The sequence below is a fragment of the Streptomyces sp. NPDC058678 genome (assembly GCF_042714835.1).
Taxonomy (GTDB): Bacteria; Actinomycetota; Actinomycetes; order Streptomycetales; family Streptomycetaceae; genus Streptomyces.
In genome coordinates this window covers 45062-65917 of sequence record NZ_JBHXSG010000022.1, presented here as the reverse complement: position 1 = coordinate 65917, position 20856 = coordinate 45062, and the positions used below count along the sequence as shown (strand labels likewise).

The 20856-nt window shown below is 69.9% G+C and carries 18 protein-coding genes; 10 read left to right on the top strand and 8 right to left on the bottom strand.

Annotation, left to right across the window (positions count from 1 at the left end; all coding sequences use genetic code 11):
- The first annotated feature begins 1 nt into the window (after position 1).
- The 4 genes from ACFWWR_RS21050 (at position 2) to ACFWWR_RS21035 (ending at position 4526) form a co-directional block, all read left to right on the top strand.
- Complete coding sequence (locus ACFWWR_RS21050) at positions 2–1255, top strand: polysaccharide lyase family 1 protein (protein WP_383865209.1); 1254 nt, start codon at positions 2–4, stop codon at positions 1253–1255.
- On the top strand, positions 1248–2402 hold the full coding sequence (locus ACFWWR_RS21045; RefSeq protein WP_384304720.1) for a dienelactone hydrolase family protein: 1155 nt from the start codon (positions 1248–1250) through the stop codon (positions 2400–2402). Before ACFWWR_RS21050 ends, ACFWWR_RS21045 begins: the two co-directional genes overlap by 8 nt.
- Positions 2403–2441: 39 nt before the next feature.
- Positions 2442–3557: a chondroitinase-B domain-containing protein gene (locus ACFWWR_RS21040; protein WP_383865213.1), complete on the top strand. Its 1116-nt coding sequence runs from the start codon at positions 2442–2444 to the stop codon at positions 3555–3557.
- A 171-nt stretch (positions 3558–3728) separates the two neighbouring features.
- Entirely contained in the window at positions 3729–4526 is a 798-nt protein-coding gene (locus ACFWWR_RS21035; protein WP_383865215.1) for an HAD family acid phosphatase, read from the top strand.
- Here ACFWWR_RS21035 and ACFWWR_RS21030 read toward each other — a convergent pair.
- Positions 4519–6747 carry a family 43 glycosylhydrolase gene (locus ACFWWR_RS21030; protein ID WP_384304718.1) on the bottom strand — a complete coding sequence of 743 codons (2229 nt, stop codon included), beginning with the start codon at positions 6745–6747 and terminating at the stop codon, positions 4519–4521. The two genes, ACFWWR_RS21035 and ACFWWR_RS21030, sit on opposite strands and share 8 nt — an antisense overlap.
- Positions 6748–6981: 234 nt before the next feature.
- Here ACFWWR_RS21030 and ACFWWR_RS21025 point away from each other — a divergent pair, with 234 nt between their 5' ends.
- Positions 6982–8136 carry a right-handed parallel beta-helix repeat-containing protein gene (locus ACFWWR_RS21025; RefSeq protein ID WP_383865220.1) on the top strand — a complete coding sequence of 385 codons (1155 nt, stop codon included), beginning with the start codon at positions 6982–6984 and terminating at the stop codon, positions 8134–8136.
- A 204-nt stretch (positions 8137–8340) separates the two neighbouring features.
- On the opposite strand, the gene ACFWWR_RS21020 is transcribed toward ACFWWR_RS21025, so the two are convergent.
- The 3 genes from ACFWWR_RS21020 to ACFWWR_RS21010 all read right to left on the bottom strand — a co-directional run bounded on the left by ACFWWR_RS21020 (position 8341) and on the right by ACFWWR_RS21010 (position 10651).
- Positions 8341–9171: a pectate lyase gene (locus tag ACFWWR_RS21020; protein WP_383865222.1), complete on the bottom strand. Its 831-nt coding sequence runs from the start codon at positions 9169–9171 to the stop codon at positions 8341–8343.
- An 83-nt stretch (positions 9172–9254) separates the two neighbouring features.
- Positions 9255–10088, bottom strand: a complete 834-nt coding sequence (locus tag ACFWWR_RS21015) for a hypothetical protein (protein WP_383865224.1) — start codon at positions 10086–10088, stop codon at positions 9255–9257.
- Positions 10085–10651, bottom strand: a complete 567-nt coding sequence (locus ACFWWR_RS21010) for a SigE family RNA polymerase sigma factor (RefSeq protein ID WP_383865226.1) — start codon at positions 10649–10651, stop codon at positions 10085–10087. Before ACFWWR_RS21010 ends, ACFWWR_RS21015 begins: the two co-directional genes overlap by 4 nt.
- 266 nt (positions 10652–10917) lie before the next feature.
- On the opposite strand from ACFWWR_RS21010, the gene ACFWWR_RS21005 reads away from it, so the two are divergent.
- Positions 10918–12375 carry an NCS2 family permease gene (locus tag ACFWWR_RS21005; RefSeq protein ID WP_383865228.1) on the top strand — a complete coding sequence of 486 codons (1458 nt, stop codon included), beginning with the start codon at positions 10918–10920 and terminating at the stop codon, positions 12373–12375.
- Between the two features lie 67 nt (positions 12376–12442).
- On the opposite strand, the gene ACFWWR_RS21000 is transcribed toward ACFWWR_RS21005, so the two are convergent.
- The 3 genes from ACFWWR_RS21000 to ACFWWR_RS20990 form a co-directional block, all read right to left on the bottom strand.
- Positions 12443–13888, bottom strand: coding sequence for a peptidoglycan D,D-transpeptidase FtsI family protein (locus tag ACFWWR_RS21000; RefSeq protein ID WP_384304716.1), 1446 nt, complete (start codon positions 13886–13888; stop codon positions 12443–12445).
- A gap of 88 nt (positions 13889–13976) precedes the next feature.
- Entirely contained in the window at positions 13977–14447 is a 471-nt protein-coding gene (locus tag ACFWWR_RS20995) for a GNAT family N-acetyltransferase (protein WP_383865232.1), read from the bottom strand.
- A gap of 3 nt (positions 14448–14450) precedes the next feature.
- Positions 14451–15224, bottom strand: a complete 774-nt coding sequence (locus ACFWWR_RS20990; protein WP_217235771.1) for an IclR family transcriptional regulator — start codon at positions 15222–15224, stop codon at positions 14451–14453.
- Positions 15225–15369: 145 nt separating this feature from the next.
- On the opposite strand from ACFWWR_RS20990, the gene ACFWWR_RS20985 reads away from it, so the two are divergent.
- Together ACFWWR_RS20985 and ACFWWR_RS20980 are read left to right on the top strand one after the other, a co-directional pair.
- A complete protein-coding gene (locus ACFWWR_RS20985; protein WP_383865234.1) occupies positions 15370–16899 on the top strand; it encodes an aldehyde dehydrogenase (NADP(+)) in 1530 nt (509 codons plus the stop codon).
- A 112-nt stretch (positions 16900–17011) separates the two neighbouring features.
- The gene (locus ACFWWR_RS20980) at positions 17012–17614 is read left to right on the top strand and encodes a DUF1349 domain-containing protein (RefSeq protein WP_383865236.1); all 603 of its coding nucleotides are present in this window, start codon (positions 17012–17014) and stop codon (positions 17612–17614) included.
- On the opposite strand, the gene ACFWWR_RS20975 is transcribed toward ACFWWR_RS20980, so the two are convergent.
- Positions 17580–18962, bottom strand: a complete 1383-nt coding sequence (locus ACFWWR_RS20975) for an MFS transporter (RefSeq protein WP_383865238.1) — start codon at positions 18960–18962, stop codon at positions 17580–17582. The genes ACFWWR_RS20980 and ACFWWR_RS20975 overlap by 35 nt on opposite strands.
- A 70-nt stretch (positions 18963–19032) precedes the next feature.
- Here ACFWWR_RS20975 and ACFWWR_RS20970 point away from each other — a divergent pair, with 70 nt between their 5' ends.
- Positions 19033–20034, top strand: coding sequence for a GlxA family transcriptional regulator (locus ACFWWR_RS20970; RefSeq protein ID WP_384304713.1), 1002 nt, complete (start codon positions 19033–19035; stop codon positions 20032–20034).
- A 61-nt stretch (positions 20035–20095) separates the two neighbouring features.
- The gene (locus ACFWWR_RS20965; protein ID WP_384304710.1) at positions 20096–20812 is read left to right on the top strand and encodes a DsbA family oxidoreductase; all 717 of its coding nucleotides are present in this window, start codon (positions 20096–20098) and stop codon (positions 20810–20812) included.
- Positions 20813–20856 lie beyond the last annotated feature (44 nt).

The following is a 20856-nucleotide window of genomic DNA, read 5'->3' as shown; positions in this document are numbered from 1 at the left end:
CGTGACAGCCCTCCTGGCCTGCGTGTTCCTGCTCATGCCGACGACGGCCTCGGCCGCCGAGCGCGCACCTGTCGGCTGGGCCTCCACCGGCACGGGCACCACCGGCGGCGCGGGCGGCACCACCTGGACGGTGCACACCCGCGCCGAACTCAAGGAGGCCCTGGCCAACAGGGGAGACCCCGCCGCCCAAAAGGTGATCCGGGTGGTCGGCGACATCGACGGCCATGAGGCGGCGGACGGTTCGCTGCTCGGCGAGCAGGACTACGCGCCCGGATACGACCTCGCGAAGTACATGTCCTGCTTCGGCGAGGACGGCGCCACCTGGTCCGACACCCGCCACGACTACTGCAAGCAGCAGCGCACGCTCAGGCAGAACGGATCGAACCGGGAAAAGGCGCAGATCCAGCTGACCGTGCCGAGCAACACCACCCTGGTCGGCATGGGCGGCGACGCCCGGCTCCTCGGGGTCTTCCTGACCGTCAACACGGGCACGAACATCATCGTCCGGAACCTGCACCTCGAAGCGCCCGTCGACCACTTCACCAGCTGGTCGCCGGACGACGGGACACAGGGCAACTGGAACGCCCGCTTCGACGCGATGACCGTGATCACCGGCAGGAACATCTGGGTCGACCACTGCACCCTCACCGACGGCCGCTTCCCGGACCGCGAGGCGCCCCTCGGCTTCCACGGGGAGCACGTCCAGCGGCACGACGGCCTGCTCGACATCGAGGACGGCTCGGACTTCATCACGGTCTCCGACAGCAGATTCACCGACCACGACAAGGCGATCCTCATCGGGTCCGGGGACGGACGCGGCGACCGGGACCGCGGGCACCTCAAGGTCACCTTCGTCCGCAACCTCTTCACCGACATCGTGCAGCGCGCCCCCCGTGTCCGCTTCGGGCAGGTGCACGTCGTCAACAACGTCTACCGGGGCCGGCCCGCCGACACCCTGTACGCGCTCGGCGTCGGCCTGGAGTCCGCGATCTTCTCCGAGCGCAACGTCTTCCAATACCCGCGTGGCAACCCGGCCCTCGCGGTCGCCGATTACGGGGGCGAGCACTTCCGGGACACCGGCTCCTGGTTCAACGGCCGCCCCGCCCACCTGAACGCCGTGGCGAACGGCCTCGGCCTGACGAGCGAGGTCGGCTGGGACCCCGCCGACGTCTACGACCACCGGCCGCTCAGATCCCCGTCGGCGGTCGAGCATCACGTCCTGCGTCACGCCGGCACCGGGAGGCAGTATGACTGAGCTGTTCGGCCGCCGGACCTTCGTGGCGGGAGCCGCGGCGGCGGCGTTCCTCGGAGGTTCTCCCGGACCGGCGCAGGCCGCCGAACTCGTCGGCGGCAACCTGCCGGATTTCCACCCGGCGCTGAAGGACGAACTGCGCTTCCCGCTCGCCTGGGGCACGTCACCCGTCCGCGACTTCAAGTCCTGGCGCCGCGCCGCCCGTTCCAAGGTCGAGGAGCACCTCCTCGTCGACCGGCAGGACAGGACGCCGTACGCGCCGGAGTTCACCCCCGGCCCCCAAGGCGAGGGATACACAAGGGAGTTGGTGGCCCTCTCCCTCACCTCGTACGAACGCGTCCGCGGCACCCTGCTCACCCCGCACGGCACCGGACCCTTCCCCGCCGTCCTGCTCCTGCACGACCACGGAGCCAGGTTCGACATCGGCAAGGAGAAACTCGTCCGGCCCTGGTACGACGACACGCGCCTCGCCTCCGGGCAGGCGTGGGCGGACAAGTACTTCAGCGGACGCTTCGTCGGCGACGAACTGGCCCGGCGCGGCTATGTCGTCCTGTGCCTGGACGCGCTCGGCTGGGGCGACCGCGGCCCCCTCACCTACGAGCAGCAGCAGGCCCTCGCCTCCAACTTCTACAACCTCGGCTCCTCGCTCGCCGGACTCATGGCCCGCGAGGACGCCCGAGCCGCCCGTTTCCTGGCCGGCCTCGACCGCGTGGACGCACGCCGGGTCGCGGCCGTCGGGTTCTCCATGGGCGCCTACCGCGCCTGGCAGACCGCCGCGCTCAGCGACGACGTCGCCGCGGCGGCGAGCGTGTGCTGGATGACCGGGCTGAAGGAAATGATGGTGCCCGGCAACAACACGCTGCGCGGGCAGTCGTCGTACTACATGCTCCACCCCGGGCTTCCCCGGTTCCTCGACTTCCCCGACGTGGCGGGCATCGCCGCACCCAGGCCGATGCTCTTCTTCAGCGGCGCCCTGGACACCCTCTTCCCCACCGACGGCGTCCGGGTGGCCCACGACAAGCTGCGCGCCGTCTGGCGCTCGCGCCACGCCGAGGAGCGGTTGCACCTGAAGACCTGGCCCGACCTCGGCCATGTCTTCGTCGACCGCATGCAGGACGAGGTCTTCACCTGGCTGGACCGCGTCCTGTAACCCCTCCCCATCCCAGCGACGTCAAAGGACCCGCACTCCATGACTCGTCGTACCGCTCTCACCACCCTCGGCACGGCCCTCGCCCTCGGCGCCGGCCTCGCCCTGCTCCCCACCCAGGCACAGGCGGCGACCGTGGTCGTCAGCAACTCGACCGACCTGTCCAACGCCATCAAGAACGCCACCGCCGGCACGGTCATCCAGGTCCGCGGCGGCACCTACTACCCGACGGCCACCCTCCAGTCCACGGCCAACGGCACCTCGTCGGCACCGATCACGCTCACCGCGTACGGCTCGGAGACGGTGAAGATCGACGGATCGTCGCTCCCCTCCGGAGGCTGGATCCTCAAGCTCACCGCGGACTACTGGAACGTCTCCAACCTGACCTTCCAGAACTCCCCGGACAGCGCGGTCGTCTGCCAGTCCTGCACCGGCACCAACTGGAACAACATCAAGACCATCAACGGCGGCGACTCCGGCTTCACGCTCACCGGCGACGGCACGGTCAACAACACCGTCAGGAACATCGACAGTTACGGCCACTACGACGCCGCCACCCACGGCGAGAACGCCGACGGCATCGCCGTGAAGTTCGGCTCCGGCACCGGCAACCTCATCACCGGGGCCCGCCTCTACAACAACTCCGACGACGGCCTGGACTTCTGGTCGTTCTCCTCGCCCGTCACCGTCGAGCACACCTGGGCCATGGGCAACGGCAAGAACCGCTGGTCCGACTCCGCGTTCGCGGGCGACGGCAACGGCTACAAGCTGGGCGGTGACGGCGAGGTCGTCGCGCACGTCATCAACAACTCGGCCGCCTGGGACAACGCGGGCAACGGCTTCACCGAGAACAGCAACAAGGGCGCGATCGTCATCAACCGCACCACCGCCTACGCCAACGCCAAGTGGGGCTACTACTTCGCCACCGGCGCGGCCAAGCTCGGCAAGAACCTGGCCGTGAGCAACGGCGGCGGCTCCGTCAACAAGGGCTCCTCGGTCGCCTCCTCCGGCAACAACTGGGACTCCGGGATCGCTACTCCGGCCTTCAGGTCGACGGACGCGAGCAGCACGTACAACGCCCGCAGCTCGAGCGGCACCCTGCCCGCCACCACGTTCCTGACGACGGGCTCGACCACCATCGGCGCGACGATGAACTGACCCACGTGAAGCGGGCCGGAGTTCCGGCCCGCTTCCTCGTCGTGGCCGTCAGCCGAGGCCGGGCGCCGACGGCAGAACGACCCGGTCTCTTCCCCATCCGCCCCCTATGGAGCGGTATGGATCCGGCAAAGGGTCTCGCGCCGACGAGGGTGACGCGCGTAGAAACCTGTCATGCATAAGCCATTGCGTATCGCTGCCGTCGCGGCCGCCTGTGCCGTCACCGGCGCCGCCCTGTACGGCGCCGGTGCGGCCACCGCCGGCCAGTCCACGGCCAACTCCACCCATGAGCCCTACAACATCGGGCTCCTGGTGAAGGACATCGACACCTACTACGGCACCACCCCCGACGCGAACGGCGTCTACCAGGCGTCCGCGGACAGCCCCTACGCCAAGGACCTCGCCCGCATCGACGCCGCCGCGAGAAAGTACATCGACCAGGCGGCCCGCAAGGCGCTGCACAAGGGCGTCAAGCCCGCGGTCGTCTTCGACATCGACGACACGCTGCTGCTCAGCCTGGACTACGAGAAGCGCTACAACTACACGTACAACTCGGCCAGTTGGGCCGCCTACGTCAACAAGGCCGACCGCCCGGCGGTCTTCGGCAGCCCCGAACTCGTGCGGTACGCCGAGAAGAAGGGCGTCGAGGTCTTCTACAACTCGGGCCTCAGCGAGGCGCAGCGCTCGGCCGCCGTCGAGAACCTGAAGAAGGTCGGAGCCGACATCAACCTCGACGCCGGCCACATGTTCCTCAAGAACACGGCCAACCCGCCGTCGTACCTGAGCGGTTGCGCCACGCCGGGCGCCTGGACCTGCACCACCGTGCAGTACAAGTCCGGCACCCGGCAGCACATAGAGAAGGACCTCGGGTACGACATCGTCGCCAACTTCGGCGACCAGTACTCGGACCTCGACGGCGGCTACGCCGACCGGACGTACAAGCTGCCGAACCCGTCGTACTTCGTCAGTTAGACCGCACGGGCCTGATCGACTCCAGCGTCGGCACCACCGGCTTGATCGACCCGTCCGGCGCGAACTCCATGCGGTCGATCGTCGTCTCGCGGTGCATGCCGTCGCCGCCCGGCCTTCCGGGGCCGTTCAGGGCGAACCGGTGGTAGACGACGTACCAGTCGTCGGTGCCCGGGGTGTTCACCACGGAGTGGTGGCCGGTGCCGAGGATGCCGTACTCGGCGCGCTTGGACAGGATCGTCCCCCGCTTGGTCCACGGACCGAGCGGGGACGGTCCGGTCGCGTAGGCGACGTGGTAGTTCTCGCTGCGGGTGTCGTCCTCCGACCACATGAAGTAGTACGTGCCCTTCCGCTTGATCACGAAGGATCCCTCGCGGAAGTTGTCCGGGGTGATGTCCTTCACCTTCGTCGCGTCGAAGGACACCATGTCGTCGTTGAGCGGCACCACGTACCCGTGCCCGTTGCCCCAGTAGAGATACGACGTCCCGTCGTCGTCCGTGAAGACGGCCGGGTCGATCATCTGGCCGCTCAGCGCACCGCCCTTGGCCACCAGGGGTTTGCCGAGCGCGTCCTTGAAGGGACCGGCGGGGGAGTCGGCCACCGCCACGCCGATCTGCTGCTCGGCGCAGAAGTAGAAGTAGTACTTGCCGTCGCGCTCGGCGATCGCGGGCGCCCACGCGTACTTGTCCGCCCAGGTCACGTCGGGTCCGAGGTCCAGGATGACGCCGTGACCTTTCCAGTGGACCAGGTCCTTCGACGAGTACGCCGTGAACCGGGTCCCGCCCCAGCCCTGGAAGCCGTCCGTCGTCGGGTAGATCCAGTACTCGCCGTTCAGATAGTGCACGTCGGGGTCGGCGTTGAGGCCGGGCAGGATCGGGCTGCGGGTGCGCACCGCCTCGACGGTCCAGGTGCGCTTCGTCCCGTCGGCGGACGTCACGGTGTACGTCTGCGGCTTGCGGAAGTCCCGGCGCGTACCGGACCGCGGGCTCACGCTCGCGCCCTCACTGACGTGCAGCTTCGGCGCGAGACGCGCCACATCCGCGCCGGGCTCCATCGGCAGCACGACCTTCGACGCGGCCTCGGTGACGACCCCGTACCCCTTCTGGCCGGTCACCGTCGCGTCCACCACCGACGCCGGCGTGGCCGGGTAGGCGGCCAGCAGCCGGTCGTACTCCGCCTGCGTCACCGGCAGCACCGTGCCGTGCCGCGGGCTCGCGGGCAACTGGTAGTTCGCGGACATCGTCCACTTCCCCGAGTCGAGGTCGGTGGTCTCGAAGGGGACGTAGCCGCGGCCGCCGTACTCGTCGATGAACAGGTACCACTTCTTCTCGGTGTTGGACTTGAAGACCGTCGGCCCCTCGCCGCGGGCGATCGAGCCGCTGCCGATGCAGTCGGAGACGAAGTCGTACGAGGTGTCCGTCAGGCTCGTCGACTTCTCCCCGGTGATGAACTTGGAGCAGGGCGAGCTGGAGGTCGGGTCCCGCTCGTCCTTGGTGTACCGGTAGTAGGTGTCCTTGTGCTTCACGACCGTCGAGTCGATGACCGAGTAGCCGGGGTCGTCCCAGACCTTCGGCTCGCTGAAGGTACGGAAGTCCTTGGTGGTCGCGTAGAGCATCTTGTTGTACGTCGACCCCGTGTGGCCGGGATCGTCGTCGGCGTACAGCTTCGACGCCCAGAAGACGACGAACTCGCCGAGCGAGTCGTCCCAATAGGCCTCCGGCGCCCAGGTGTTGCCCGCGCTGTCCGGAGAGACCTTCACCAGGCGCTGGTCGGTCCAGTGGACCAGGTCGGTGGACTCCCACACCATGATCGACTTGCTGCCGTGCCGCTGGACCTGGTCCCAGCTGCCGCTGCTGTTGCGGTACATCCTCAGGTCGGTGGCGATCATGTAGAACTTGTCGCCCTCGGGGGAGCGGATCACGAACGGGTCCCGCAGCCCCTTCTCGCCGATGGTGGACGTGAGGACCGGCTTGCCCGCGTTCAGCTCACGCCAGTGCAGCGGGTCGTTGCCGCGGCTGAGGGCGTAGCGGATCTGCTCGCCGTCGGCGGTGCCCTCGCCGGTGAAGTAGGCGAAGAGATAGCCGGCGTACTGGGACTGCTTCACGGGTGGTGCTCCTGATTGCGCGGTGCTGGGCGGACTGGTGACGAGCGAGAGGAGGGAGACGAGGAGGGCCAGGAGGGGGATCAGGAGGGTGCGGGCGGTACGGCCTCTGGGGGGTCGCATGACACATCCTGTGTGAGTGTGGGGGTTTCTGTGGAGTCGGTTCGCCTTCGGAGTGTCATGGGAGGGGGACAGCTGGTCAATCGGTGCGGATGGGGCCGGCGGAAGCGAAAGTTTCGATCGTTTTCGCGGGGCCGCGGCAACCTTTTCGGCCGGGGTGACGACCGGATGTCAGAAGCGGGCCGGGGCGGCCCCTCCGGTCCGCTTCGCCCCCACCCCCCAGGAAAGGAACGCCCCGTGCGCCCAAGCACCGGACGCCACCGCAGGACGCGGACCCTGTCGATCGCCGCGACGGTGGCCGTCGCCGCGTGCGCGGGCGGTGTGTACCTCGGACTGTCCGAGGGCGGCGCCCAGGCCGCCTCGACGACGGTCACGGTGTCCACCACAGGTCAGCTGGAGGCGGCCGTCAAGAACGCGTCCGCGGGCACCGTCATCCAGGTCCGCGCCGGCACGTACTACCCGACGGCCACCCTCAAGTCCTCGGCCGACGGCACCGGTTCGGCGCGGATCACGCTGCGGGCGTACGGCAGCGAGACGGTGAGGATCGACGGCTCCCGGCTGGCCGCCGGCTCCTGGCTCGCCGAAATCCACGGCGACCACTGGACCGTCCAGAACCTCACCTTCCAGAACTCCCCGGCCCAGGGCTTCGTCGCCACCTCCTCCGTGGGCGGCGTCTTCAGGAACCTCGTCACCGCGAGGAACGGCGACTCCGGCTTCACCCTGCGCGGCGACGGCACGACCGACAACCTCGTGCAGAACCTGGACAGTCACGGGAACTACGACCCGGCCGGACACGGGCAGAACGCCGACGGCATCGCGGTGACGTTCGGCTCCGGGACGGGGAACAGGATCACCGGCGCACGGCTGTACGACAACTCCGACGCCGGCCTCGACCTGTGGCAGTTCTCCTCACCGGTCACCGTCGAGCACACCTGGGCCTTCGGCAACGGCGAGAACCGGTGGGGCGACCCGGCGTTCGAAGGCAACGGCAACGGGTTCGAGCTGGGCGGCGGGGGTGTCACGGTCGCGCACGTCGTCAACGACAACGCGGCGTGGGACAACAGGTCGAACGGCTTCACCGAGAACGCCAACCCCGGCGCGATCGTGCTGAACCGGAACACCGCCTACGCCAACGCCGAGACCGGTTTCCAGTTCGCCACGGGGAAGGCACGGCTGGCTCGCAACCTCGCGGTGAGCAACAAGGGGGGCCTGGCCGGGCTCGGTTCGTCCACCGTCTCCGCCGCGAACAACTGGGACAGCGGCGTCGGCACCCCGGCGCTGAGGTCGACGGACGCCACCACGGCCCGCGGCACCCGCGAGGCGGACGGCTCGCTGCCCGCCACGACGTTCCTGACCACGGGGTCGAGGACCGTCGGCACGGCGATGGACTAGGCCCTGTCGTCCCAAGGGCCAACCTGTCCGGTCAGCACACCCAGCGCCGGCACGGATGAACGCCCCCGCCGGTCGTCACCGGCGGGGGCGTTCCGCGTACCGGCCGAGGGGGGCTCGACCAGTGCTTCCGGTCGGCCCAAGGGGGGCTTGGCCGACCGGCGTCCGGGCCGTCGGACGTCTGGGCGACGACCCGGAGTCAGGAGATCACTGATACGTGATGTCAGACGACGAGAACCTGCAGGACGTTCCGTCCGGGCCGACACCGATCTGGGTGGGTTCCTTGCCGGTGTTGTTGCCCTGGAAGCGGACACAGGTCTTGATCTTCTTGCCGCTGTCGCCGTGGATGCGCACCTTGCGCAGGGCGGCGGTGTCGCCGTAGTTGGCGTTGATGCCGACGATCGAGTTCATCGGCGCGGTGACGTCCACGTCGTTGATGATGATCGTGCGCTTGTACTGCGTGGAGCAGTTGCCGCAGGAGCGCACCAGCTTGCCGGAGTTCTCGACCTGGAACTTGCTGACCACGAGCTTGCCCGCGCCGTTGAACTGGAGGACCTTGTCCGATCCGTTCCTCGCGCCGCCGCCGTGGACCGTGTACACGGACGACGCCGACTTGCCCTTGAAGGTGGCGGCGTCCTCGCCGACGTCCAGCCACCACACGTTCTGGAGGGTGCAACTGCCCAGGCAGTGGACGCCGTCGGCGGCCGGGGTACCGATGATCACGTTCTTGAGGACCGCGCCGTCGGCCAGCTGGAAGACCGGGTCCTGGCCCTCGTCCTGGCTGTCGCCGCCCAGGGCGCCCGAGCCGTAGAACTTGGTGAGCTTGCCGTCGTACGTGCCGGACACCTTGATGGTGGACGACACGGCCTTGCTGCCCTTGGCGGTGGGCCAGGCCGAGGCGGCGCCGGCGGAGGACAGCATCGTCGTGGTGACGATCGCCGCGCCGGTGATGCCTAACGCGGCGGTCGAGGCGATCACGGTCCGCCTCGTGGTGACCCGGCGGCGGTGGCGGACGCGCTGTGCGGCTCGTGCAGTCATGCCCATTCCTTGCGTGGGAGAGGAACCTTGCGCTTCCTGGTCGCCACGGGCCGGGGGAGGGTTGCCGCCCCTTCAGGAATTTTCTACGAGTCGTCCTCGGTGGCGGCGAAGCCGCCCGCCACGGCACGCTGTTCGCCGTCCACGGTGGCGGTGATCGTGTAGCTGTCGTCCCGCGCGTCCCGGCCGCCGCGGTCGTGGTCGTACTGGCCCGCGAACACCCACTCGCCCGTCCACAGGGAACGGCCGGGCTTGAGCACCCAGGTGTAGACGAGGAAGCCGTCCTGCTCGACGACCGTCGCCGTGAAGTCGCCCTCGGGAGCGGATCGCCAGGCGCCCGCCGACGTCACCCCGCCGGTCTGCCTGACCTTCAACCGGACGGTGAGCGCGGTGAGTTTCCCGCCCGTCTTGAGGGTCACGTTGCTCTGACCCCAGAACTCGTTGCTGTGCGGGTCCACCGAGCCGTCCGACCACAGCGGGCCGTCCTCGACGCCGGAGGCGGCGGGCGCCTCGGCGGTGGCGGAGGCGCTCGGGGTCCGCGACGGCGACGTGCTGGTCTCGGGGGACCGTTCCGGGGCGCTCGGCGTCGGATCCGCGGGCGGAACGGGCGCGCGGCTCGTGGCCTCGGGGGACGGCGTCGCCGTGACCGCGACCGTCTTCTGCGGGGGAGTGTCCTCCTTCACCGCGGACGCCACCGCGTAGCCGCCGACACCGAGAACGCCCGCGACCGCGGTCGTGGCGGCGACCACCCGCACCCAGCCGAACACCGGCGGACGGGTGGCCCGGTGGTCGGTGCGGGTCTGTTCGGTCATGCCGCGCTCGATCCGGGCCAGGATGCGGGCGCGGTCGGGCTCGTGCGTTCCGGCAGCCTCGTGCAGCCGGGCGCGCAGTTCGTCGTGCACCTCCCGCTGCATGGTCATCGGTCCCTTCCCACGGCGTCACCGGTACGCGCCATCGCCGCATGCACTCTAAGCGGTGCCGCCTGCGTGCCGAGCAGCCGCTGCAGCTCCGCCATCCCCTTCGAGGTCTGGCTCTTCACCGTACCGACCGAGACTCCGAGAGCGAGCGCGGTGTCCTTCTCCGAGAGGTCGAACGCGTGCCGCAGCACCACACAGGCCCGCTTGCGGAACGGCAGTCTGCGCAGCGCCTCCTGCACGTCCACCACGCCGGCGACGTCCGGGTTCTCGATCTTCTCCTCGCGCTGCGACCAGAACAGCGCGATGCGCCGGCGTTCGCGGACCGCGCTGCGGATGCGGGTGCGCGCCAGGTTGGCCACGACGCCACGGGCGTACGCCGCCGGATGGTCGGCCGCGCGGACCCGGTCCCAGCGGTGCCACAGCGCCAGCAACGCGTCGGCCGCCAGGTCGTCGGCGGCGTCCGCCTCGCCGGTCAGCAGATGGGCGAGGCGGGACAGTTCGGCGTAGTGACGCTCGAAGAAGGCATGGAACTCCACGGAGGCGGCGTCGTCGACGACTGTGCCCACGGGCAGACCTCTCCTCACGGCGACTCGGGCACCCGCAGGGGACCCTGTGCGTGTCATGTGAATGACATGTGATCGTCCGGCGTCCGCCGGGACGAGATCCGGAAGCGTAGCAGTGATCGAACACGTGGTTCGTACGGACCTTCGAACGCTGTATGGTCCCCCGACCCCGATTCCGTAACACGGAGAAAACCTGAAACAGGTTCAACGCAGGAACAATCCAGCCAGCATCCGCACACCGATCATTCAGGCAACAAGGAGCAACAACCATGTCCGAACCGCAGAAGGTGGCCGACCGGCGAAGTGCCCCGCCACCCGCGGCGAACAGCGTCGACCGGTTCTTCAAGATCTCCGAGCGGGGATCCACTTTCGCCCGTGAGATACGCGGCGGCTTCGCCACCTTCTTCACGATGGCCTACATCCTTGTCCTGAATCCCATCATCCTCGGCAGCGCCAAGGACAAGTTCGGCGACCAGCTGGATGCGGTCCAACTCACCACCGCCACCGCCCTGGTGGCCGCCGTCATGACGATCATCATGGGCGTCGGCGGCAACCTGCCCCTCGCGCTCGCCGCCGGCCTCGGCCTGAACGCGGTCGTCGCCTTCCAGATCGCCCCGCTGATGAGCTGGGACGACGCTATGGGTCTGGTCGTCCTCGAAGGCCTGCTGATCTGCGTCCTGGTGGTGACCGGACTGCGCGAGGCCGTCATGCACGCCATACCGCAAGCCCTCAAGCAGGCCATCAGCGTCGGCATCGGTCTGTTCATCGCCTTCATCGGCTTCGTCGACGCCGGCTTCGTCACTCGTATCCCGGACATCGCGGGCACCACGGTCCCGGTCCAGCTCGGCGCCACCGGCGCCCTCACCGGGTGGCCGATTCTCGTCTTCTGCCTCGGTGTGCTGCTGACGATCGGACTGCTCGCCCGCAAGGTCAAGGGCGCCATCCTGATCAGCATCGTCACCATGACGATCATCGCCATGATCATCAACTCGATCGCCGACATCAAGGCCTGGGGCCTGACCACGCCCGCCTGGCCCGACAAGGTGGTCGACACCCCCGACTTCGGGCTCATCGGTCACTTCAGCCTGTTCGGCGCCTTCGACGCGGCCGGCGTCGGCGTGATCACCGTCGTCCTGCTGATCTTCACGCTGATCCTCTCCGACTTCTTCGACACCATGGGCACCGTCGTCGGCATCAGCGCCGAAGCCGGCCTCCTGGACGAGGAGGGCAAGGTCCCCAACCTCGGCCGGGTGCTGCTCATCGACGGTGCCGCGGCGGTCGCGGGCGGCGCGGCCTCGTCCTCCTCCGCCACGTCCTACATCGAGTCGGCGGCCGGCGTCGGCGAGGGCTCGCGCACCGGTTTCTCCAACCTGATCACCGGCGGGTTGTTCACCCTCGCCCTCTTCATGACCCCGCTGCTCACCATCGTCCCGCTGCAGGCGGCCGCCCCGGCCCTGGTCGCCGTCGGCTTCCTGATGATGACGCAGGTCAAGCACATCGACTGGGACAAGTACGAGATCGCCATCCCGGCGTTCCTGACCATCGCCGTCATGCCGTTCACCTACTCCATCACCAACGGCATCGGCGCCGGCTTCCTCGCCTACGTGGTGATCAAGGCGGTCCTCGGCAAGGCCAAGGAGATCCACTGGCTGCTGTGGGCGACCTCGGCGCTGTTCCTGGTGTACTTCGCGATCGACCCGATCGAGCAGATCCTCGGCGCGAAGTAGCGCGGTAGCGAAGCAGTCGGGTCCGGGGACGGCCTCCGTCGAGGCTGTCCCCGGCTTTCCGGGGTCGCTAGTTCTGCAGCGCCGCTTCCATCACGGCCTTGGCCACCGGCGCGGCCAGCCCGTTACCGCTGACCTCCGACCGGGCCGCGTTCGACTGCTCCACGACCACCGCCACGGCGACCTCCTTGCTGTCGGTCTTGCCGTACGACGTGAACCAGGCGTACGGCGTCTGGCTGTTGTTCTCGCCGTGCTGGGCCGTACCGGTCTTGCCGCCCACCGTCGCGCCCGAGATCTGCGCGTTCGTGCCGGTGCCCTTCTCGACCACCGTCTGCATCGCCGACTGCAACTGCTCGGCGGTGGAGGAGCTGACGATCTCCGTGGTGTCCGTGTTGTCGTCGTAGTTCTCCAGGACGTCACCGCCGCTGTCGGTGATCTGCGACACCATGTGCGGCGAGACCAGCTTGCCGCCGTTGGCTATCGCCGCCGACACCATGGCCATCTGCAGCGGCGTCGCCGTCACGTCGAACTGGCCGATGCCGGTCAGAGCCGTCTCCGCCTTGTCCATGTCCTTCGGGTACACGCTCTCGTACGCCCGCACCGGCACGTCCTGCGAGGCGTCGTCGAACCCGAACTTCTCCGCCTGCGCGCGGACCTTGTCCTGGCCCAGGTCTACGGCCATCTTCCCGAAGACGTTGTTGCAGGAGTACTGCAGGGCCACCCGGATCGAGGCGTTCTCGCAGGGCGCCGACGGGTTCTCGTTCGACAGCACCCTGTTGGAGAGCGGCAGCGGATACGGGTTCGGGCTGTCCGTCCGCTCGTCCACCGAGGAGTACAGCCCGTTCTCCAGCGCGGCCGCCGCGACGACCAGCTTGAACGTCGAGCCCGGCGGCAGCGGCTGGCGCAGCGCCCGGTTCGTCATCGGTTTCTCGGGGTCCTTGGTCAGCTGTGTCCACGCGTCGCCGGTCCCCGTGGCGAGCGTCGACGGGTCGTACGACGGCGTGGAGACGACCGCGAGGATCCTGCCCGTGGTCGGGTCGATCGCGACGGCGGCGCCCTTCTTGTCACCGAGCGCGTCGTACGCCGCCTTCTGTACGGCGGGGTCGATCGTCGTGATCACGTTGCCCGGGTCGGCCCGCTTGCCGGTGACCGTGTCCATCACGGTCTTCAGACGGGTGTCCGTCCCGTCGAGCAGGTCCTGGTAGATGCCCTCCAGTTGCGTCGCCCCGTACACCTGCGAGCTGTAGCCCGTGACGGCCGAGTACAGCTTGCCGTCCGTGTACGTCCGCTTGTACTTGAGGTCGCTGCCGGTCGTGGGCGCCGAGCCGGTGACCGACTTTCCGCCCACGACGATGTCGCCGAGCGGCTCGCTGTACAGCTCGATCGCATTGCGCCGGTTGTCCTTGTTGTCCGCGAGCGCCTTGGCGTCGTAGAACTGCACCCAGGTCGCCCTGATCAGCAGAGCGAACACCAGGAGCAGTGTGAAGACGGAGGCGCGCCTGATCGTTTTGTTCATCCCGCTCAGAACGACGAGCGGAAGCGGACGGAACGTTCCCTTCCGGCGGATTTCTCATCGGGCGTTCATGAAGCCGGCCCGCCCGCACTCAGGCGTCCAGCGTCAGCACGACCTCGTCGATCTCCTCGCCGCGGGCGTTCGCGTACCCCGTGGCCCGGGCGGCCGCGCGGAAGCCGCACTTCGTCAGGACCCGCAGGGACCCCTCGTTGTCGGCGGCGGCACGTGCGTACAGCGGGCGTTCCGGCACCTCGGTCAGCAGCGCGCCCAGAGCGGCGGTGGCGATGCCCCGGCCCCAGTACATGCGGTCGATCCAGTAGGTGACCTCGCGCTCGCCCGGCTCCCCGTACACGGCCGTGCTGCCCACCACGTCACCGTCGAACAGGACCGTCCGCACCACGTCGGCCGACGACCTCAGCTTCTTCCACTGGGCCTCGAAGGCGTCCCGGTCGGCCGGATCCCGAGGGGCGAAGGCCGCCATGCGCAGGGCCTCCGGGTCGTTCAGCAGCCGGAAGAAGACCGGCAGGTCGCTGTCGTGGACGTCGCGGAGTGCGACCCGCATGGTTCAGAGCCTCCGGGTGGCGAGCGTCAGCCGGTCACGGGCGTCGAACAGGGCGTCCTTCACCATCTGCTCGTGGGCGGGGGTCAGCCGGGCCACCGGCACCGAGCAGCTGATCGCGTCGCGCGCCGGAGTGCGGTAGGGGATCGCCACGCCGAAGCAGCGCAGCCCCAGGGTGTTCTCCTCGCGGTCCACGGCGAAGCCCTGGTCCCGCACCTGGTGCAGCTCCTCGATGAGCTTCTCCCGGTCGGTGATCGTGTGCTCGGTCAGGGCGGGCAGGGTCTCGGGCAGCATCTTGCGGACCTGCTCGTCCGAGTAGGTGCTCAGCAGCGCCTTGCCCAGCGACGTGGAGTGCGCGGGCAGGCGGCGGCCGACCCGGGTGAAGGGGCGCAGATAGTGCTGCGACTGGCGGGTGGCGAGGTAGACGACGTTCGTGCCGTCCAGACGCGCCAGGTGGATCGTCTCCGTGGTGTCGTCCGAGAGGCGGTCCAGCGTCGGGCGGGCCGCCGCGACCACCTCGTCGCCGTCGATGTACGACGTGCCGACCAGCAGCGCCCGCACACCGATGCCGTACCGTGTGCCCGTCGCGTCCGTCTCCACCCAGCCCAGCTCCACGAGCGTGCGGAGCAGCATGTACAGGCTGGACTTGGGGTACCCGACGGCCTCCTGGACCGCGGCCAGGGAATGCATACCGGGGCGCCCGGCGAAGTACTCCAGCAGTTCAACGGTTCGTACCGCGGACTTGACCTGTGCCCCGCCGCCTGTCTCGGCTGCCGACATCGCCCTTGACCCCTTCGTTCGACGGGAAATAGTCTCCGACAGCATATTCACCATCAGAGACAGCGTTCAGCATATCGAACGACCCTGGTGGATGACCTAGGAACTGCGGCAATAAAGCCGGCAAAGCAATGTGGAGGGACCCGCGGTGGCAGCAGCACCAGTCTGGAGTGTCGACCCCCGAACCGGGAAGCAGCGTGAACAGGTTGCGGTGGAGGCCACAGCCCAGGAGGTGGACGCCGCCGTCCGCGCCGCGCACGCCGCGCGCGGCGCCCTCGCCGACCGCACGGTCCGCGCGGCCTTCCTGCGCAGCGCCGCGGCCGGCCTGGAGGCGTCCAGGGACCACCTCGTCGAGGCCGCCGACGCCGAGACCGCGCTCGGCCCGGTCCGGCTGACCGGCGAACTCGCCCGCACCTGCTACCAGCTGCGGGCCTTCGCGGACATCGTCGACGAGGGCGCCTTCCTCGACGTCGTCATCAACCACCCGGACGACACCGCGACGCCGCCGATCCCCGACCTGCGCCGCTACAAGGTGTCGCTCGGTGTGGTCGCCGTCTACTCGGCCTCCAACTTCCCCTTCGCCTTCTCGGTCGCCGGCGGCGACACCGCGAGCGCGCTGGGCGCGGGCTGCCCGGTCGTCGTCAAGGCCCACCCCGACCACCCGGGCCTGTCCGAGCTGGTCGCGTCCGTCCTGCGCCGGGCCGCCGCCGAGCACGGCATCCCGGACGGGGTCGTGGGCCTCGTCCACGGCTTCGAGGCGGGCATCGAGCTGATCAAGCACCCGCTGGTCGCCGCGGCGGGCTTCACGGGTTCCATTCGAGGCGGGCGTGCCCTCTTCGACGCGGCGGCCGCGCGGCCGGTGCCGATCCCGTTCCACGGCGAGCTGGGGTCACTGAACCCCGTCGTGATCACGGAGGCGGCGGCCGCGGAACGCGCCGAGGCGATCGGCGCGGGCCTCGCCGGTTCGATGACGCTGGGTGTCGGCCAGTTCTGCGTGAAGCCGGGGCTCGTTCTCGCCCCGTCCGGTGCGTCGGGCGACCGGCTGCTGAAGTCCCTGACCGACGCCGTCAGCGACACCGAGGCCGGGGTGCTCCTCGACCACCGCATGCGGGACAACTTCGTCGCGGGCGTCGCCGAGCGGGCCGAGCTGCCCGACGTGGAGACCCCGGTGACGCCCGGCGCGGGTGGCGAGCACACGGTGAGCGCGGGCTTCCTGACGGTGTCGGCCGAGAAGCTGACTAGCGAGGGCGCGTACGACCTCCTCCTGGAGGAGTGCTTCGGTCCGGTGACCGTCGTGGCTCGCTACGACGACGACGCGCAGGCGCAGGCCGTGCTGTCCCGTCTCCCCGGCAACCTCACCGCGACGGTCCACCTGTCGGCGGAGGAGTCGGCCGGTGAGGGGCGTGGCGCGGAGATCCTCGCCGAGCTGACGCCGCTGGCCGGGCGCGTGCTGGTGAACGGGTGGCCGACGGGTGTCGCCGTGGCCCCGTCCCAGCATCACGGTGGTCCGTACCCGGCCACGACGTCGACGTCGACGTCCGTCGGCGGCACCGCCATCGAGCGGTGGCTGCGGCCGGTCGCGTACCAGAACGCGCCGGAGGCGCTGCTTCCCGCGGAGCTTCGGGACGAGAATCCGCTGGGGCTGCCGCGTCGGTTCAACGGGCGCCTGGAACGATAGCGCCGTAGGGGTGCGGTGGACTGCCGGCTGCCGGTCCGTCGTGGCCGGTCGCGCAGTTCCCCGCGCCCCTGTGGGACGTGCAGTTTGCCCCTGAGACGAACAGGTACCGGACGTGGAGATTCCCGAACTGCCCTTTCCTCTCCGTACCTATGGTCCCGACGGCAGTTGGTCCCACGAGGACGGTGTGCTCACCGGGTGGGCGGGCCCCCGGCAGGACCGGTTCGTGCCGCCGACCGGCGAAGGCCTGGACCCGGCCTCCGACGCGCCGCGCCTGCTGGGCGACCCCGAAGGGGACTTCCAGCTGATCGCGCGCGTCACGGTGGGGTTCGCCGGGGCCTTCGACGCGGGGGTGCTGTACGTCCACGTCGGTGAGCGGGCCTGGGCCAAGCTGTGTCTGGAGTACTCCCCGGACGTGGCCACCGTCTGCACGGTGGTCACCCGGGGGCACTCCGACGACGCCAACTCCTGGACGGTCCAGGGCAGTTCCGTGTGGCTCAGGGTGAGCCGCACCGGCCGCGCCTTCGCCTTCCACGCCTCCCGCGACGGACAGCGCTGGACCTTCGTCCGGCTCTTCACCCTCGGGGACGAGAAGGAGACCGGCGCGGCCCTGGTCGGGTTCATGGCGCAGTCGCCGCTGGGGGAGGGCTGCGTGGTGACCTACGACCACATCGAGTTCCGCCCTAGCTGGCCGAAGGACCTGAGAGACGGCAGCTGAGCGCGAACGTCACCGCGAGCAGGGCCGCGCTGATGACCAGGCTCAGCCGCATCCCCTCGACGAACCCGTCGGAGACCAGCGCCCCGAACACGGCGATCCCCAGACCCCCGGACACCTGGCGCGCCGAGTTGAGCACCCCGGCCGCCAGCCCCGCCCGCTCGGCGGGGACGGCGTCCATCATCGCCGCGGTCAGCGGCGGCACCGTCAGTGCGCAGCCCAGCGCCATGGGGACGAGGAGAACGGCCACCAGAGCCGACGGTGTGCCGGCGTCGACGTACAGCAGCACCAGCAGTCCCGCGGCGGCCAGCCCCTGCCCCACCAGCATGGGCAGCCGGGGACCGTAGCGGCCGGCGAGCTTGCCCGCCGCCACGTTCGTCACCGCGATCAGCCCGGTCATCGGCAGGAACATCAGCCCCGCGGCCAGCGCGGAGCGTCCCTGCACCTGCTGGAAGAAGAGCGAGAAGACGAACACCATGCTGTAGAAGGCGACGCTGACCGCCGCACCCGCCGCGACCGTCGCGGTGACGGTCCGGTCGCGGAAGAGCCCGAGGGGGACGACCGGGTGCGGTTGGCGCGCCTCGATCCGCAGAAACGCGGCACCGGCGACGACGGCCACCGCCCCCGCGGCCCAACCCGCCGCCCCGCCCTCGATCACGGCGAACGTCAGGGCCACCAGGGCCAGGACCGCCGTCATTTGGCCGGGCAGATCCAGCGGTGCCGGACGACGTTCCGAGCGTGGGGCCCGCACCAGCAGGGCAAGGATCACCAGCCCCACCGGCAGATTGACGAAGAAGATCCCACGCCAGTCCCAGGCCGTCGTCAACGCACCGCCCGCCACCGGGCCCAGCGCCACCGCCGCCGATCCCCCGGCCGCCCACAGGGCCACCGCCCGTGCCCGCCTGGCCGGTTCGGCGTAGGCCTGCCGCACCAGCGCCAGCGAGGCCGGCAGCACCACGGCCGCCGCCACGCCCTGCACCACCCGCGCGCCGATCAGGGCCGGCAGGTTCGGCGCCAGCCCGCAGGCCACCGAGGCGAGCGTGAACACCGCGGTGCCCAGCGCGTACGCGCGGCTCGCCCCCGCCCGGTCGGAGAACGCCCCGGTGGACAGCATCAGCGCGGCGAAGGCCAGGGTGTACGCGTCCACCACCCACTGCAGACCGGACATGCCGCTGCCGAAGGAGGAGCCGATCGCGGGCAGCGCCACGTTCACCACGGACGCGTCGAGGCAGATCAGCGCGAAGCCGAGCAGGGCGGCCGTGAGGGTGAGTGCCGGGGAGGGCCGATCGGACTCCAACTCCTGTCGGATGGTGGCGTGTTCGTCGGCCTGGAGGGTCCGGTTCGTTGGCATGGCTCCATGCTGCGGATCTCCGCCGACGTACAGTAGTGGCCGGAATGCCATATGACCGGAGGTTCTGGCCATGACCCAGTCGGTCGTCCCGCACCGCGTCGTCGTCATCGCGCCCTCGCCGGTGTCGATGTTCAACCTCGCCATCCCGGAGATGCTCTTCGGCAAGGTCGTCAGGGACGGGCGGCCGGGGTACGAGGTGGTGATCTGCGCGGCCGAGCCGGGACCGGTGCCCACCACCGGCGGCCTCGATCTGCACGTACGGCACGGTCTCGACGCCGTGCGGGACGCGGACACGGTGCTGGTGGCGGGTACCGGGGCGCCGTTCGAGCCGGAGGCGAGGATCGTGGCCGCCGTGCGCGAGGCGGCCGCCGCCGGCAAGCGGATCGCGTCCCTGTGCACCGGCGCCTTCCAGCTCGCCGAGGCGGGCCTGCTGGCGGGGCGCAGGGCCACGACGTACTGGGCGCACGCCGAGGAACTCCGCAGGCGGTACCCGGAGGTCGACCTGTGCGGAGACGTGCTGTTCGTGCAGGACGGGCCGTATCTGACGGCGTCCGGCTACGCCGCCGGCATCGACCTGTGCCTGCACATCATCCGCACCGACTACGGCGCCGCCGCGGCCAACCAGGTCGCCCGGCTCACCCTGGTCGCCCCCGTCCGTCCCGGCGGCCAGACCCAGTTCACGCAGACCCCGCTGCCGCCCGAGCGCGGCACCGCCTGCGCCGACACCCGCGGCTGGGCCATGCGCAATCTCGACAAGCCGCTCGCCCTGAGCGACCTGGCCCGCCACGCCGGAGTCTCCGTACGCACCCTCACGCGCCGCTTCCACGCCGAGAGCGGGGTCAGCCCCCTCCAGTGGCTGCTCCACCAGCGCATCGAGCGCGCCAAGGAACTCCTGGAGACCACCGGCCTGCCCATGGACCAGGTGGCCCGCGAGAGCGGTCTCGGCACGGCCGACTCGCTGCGGGCACATCTGGTCAGGCGGGCCGGACTGACGCCGAGCGCCTACCGGGCGCAGTTCAGCCGCCTGGGAACCGCGGCCGTCGAGACCCGGGGAATGAAACCCGCTGCTTGAACGTTCACACACTCACCGGAGAGAGCCTCCGCACCCCTACGACCTGGAGAGTGCTGCCACCATGCGCGTCGAGATCTGGAGCGACATCGCCTGCCCCTGGTGCTACGTGGGCAAGGCCCGCTTCGAGAAGGCGCTGGAGGCCTTCCCGCACCGCGACCAGGTCGAGGTGGTGCACCGGTCGTTCGAGCTGGACCCCGGCCGCGCCAAGAACGACATCCAGCCCGTGATCACGATGCTCACCAAGAAGTACGGCATGAGCGAGGCGCAGGCCCAGGCCGGCGAGGAGAACCTCGGTGCGCAGGCCGCCGCCGAGGGACTGGAGTACCGCACCCGGGACCGCGACCACGGCAGCACCTTCGACATGCACCGCCTCCTCCACCTCGCCAAGGAGCAGGGCCGCCAGGACGAGCTCCTCGCCCTGCTCTACAAGGCCAACTTCGCCGAGGAGCGGTCCGTCTTCGCCGAGGGCGAGGAGCGGCTGGTGGAGCTGGCCGTCGCCGCGGGGCTCGACGCCGACGCCGTCCGCAGGGTGCTCGCCGACCCGGCCGCCTACGCCGACGAGGTCCGCGCCGACGAGCGCGAGGCCGCCGAGCTCGGCGCGAACGGCGTGCCCTTCTTCGTCCTCGACCGCAAGTTCGGCGTCTCCGGCGCCCAGCCCGCCGAGGTGTTCGCCGAGGCGCTGACGCAGGCGTGGGGCGAGCGTCCGCCGCTGAAGCTGATCGACCGGGCGGGCGCGGAGGCGTGCGGTCCGGACGGGTGCGCGGTGCCGCAGCACTGAGGAAACCTGCAGGTCGGGGCGGACGTATAAGCAGCCCTAAGAGG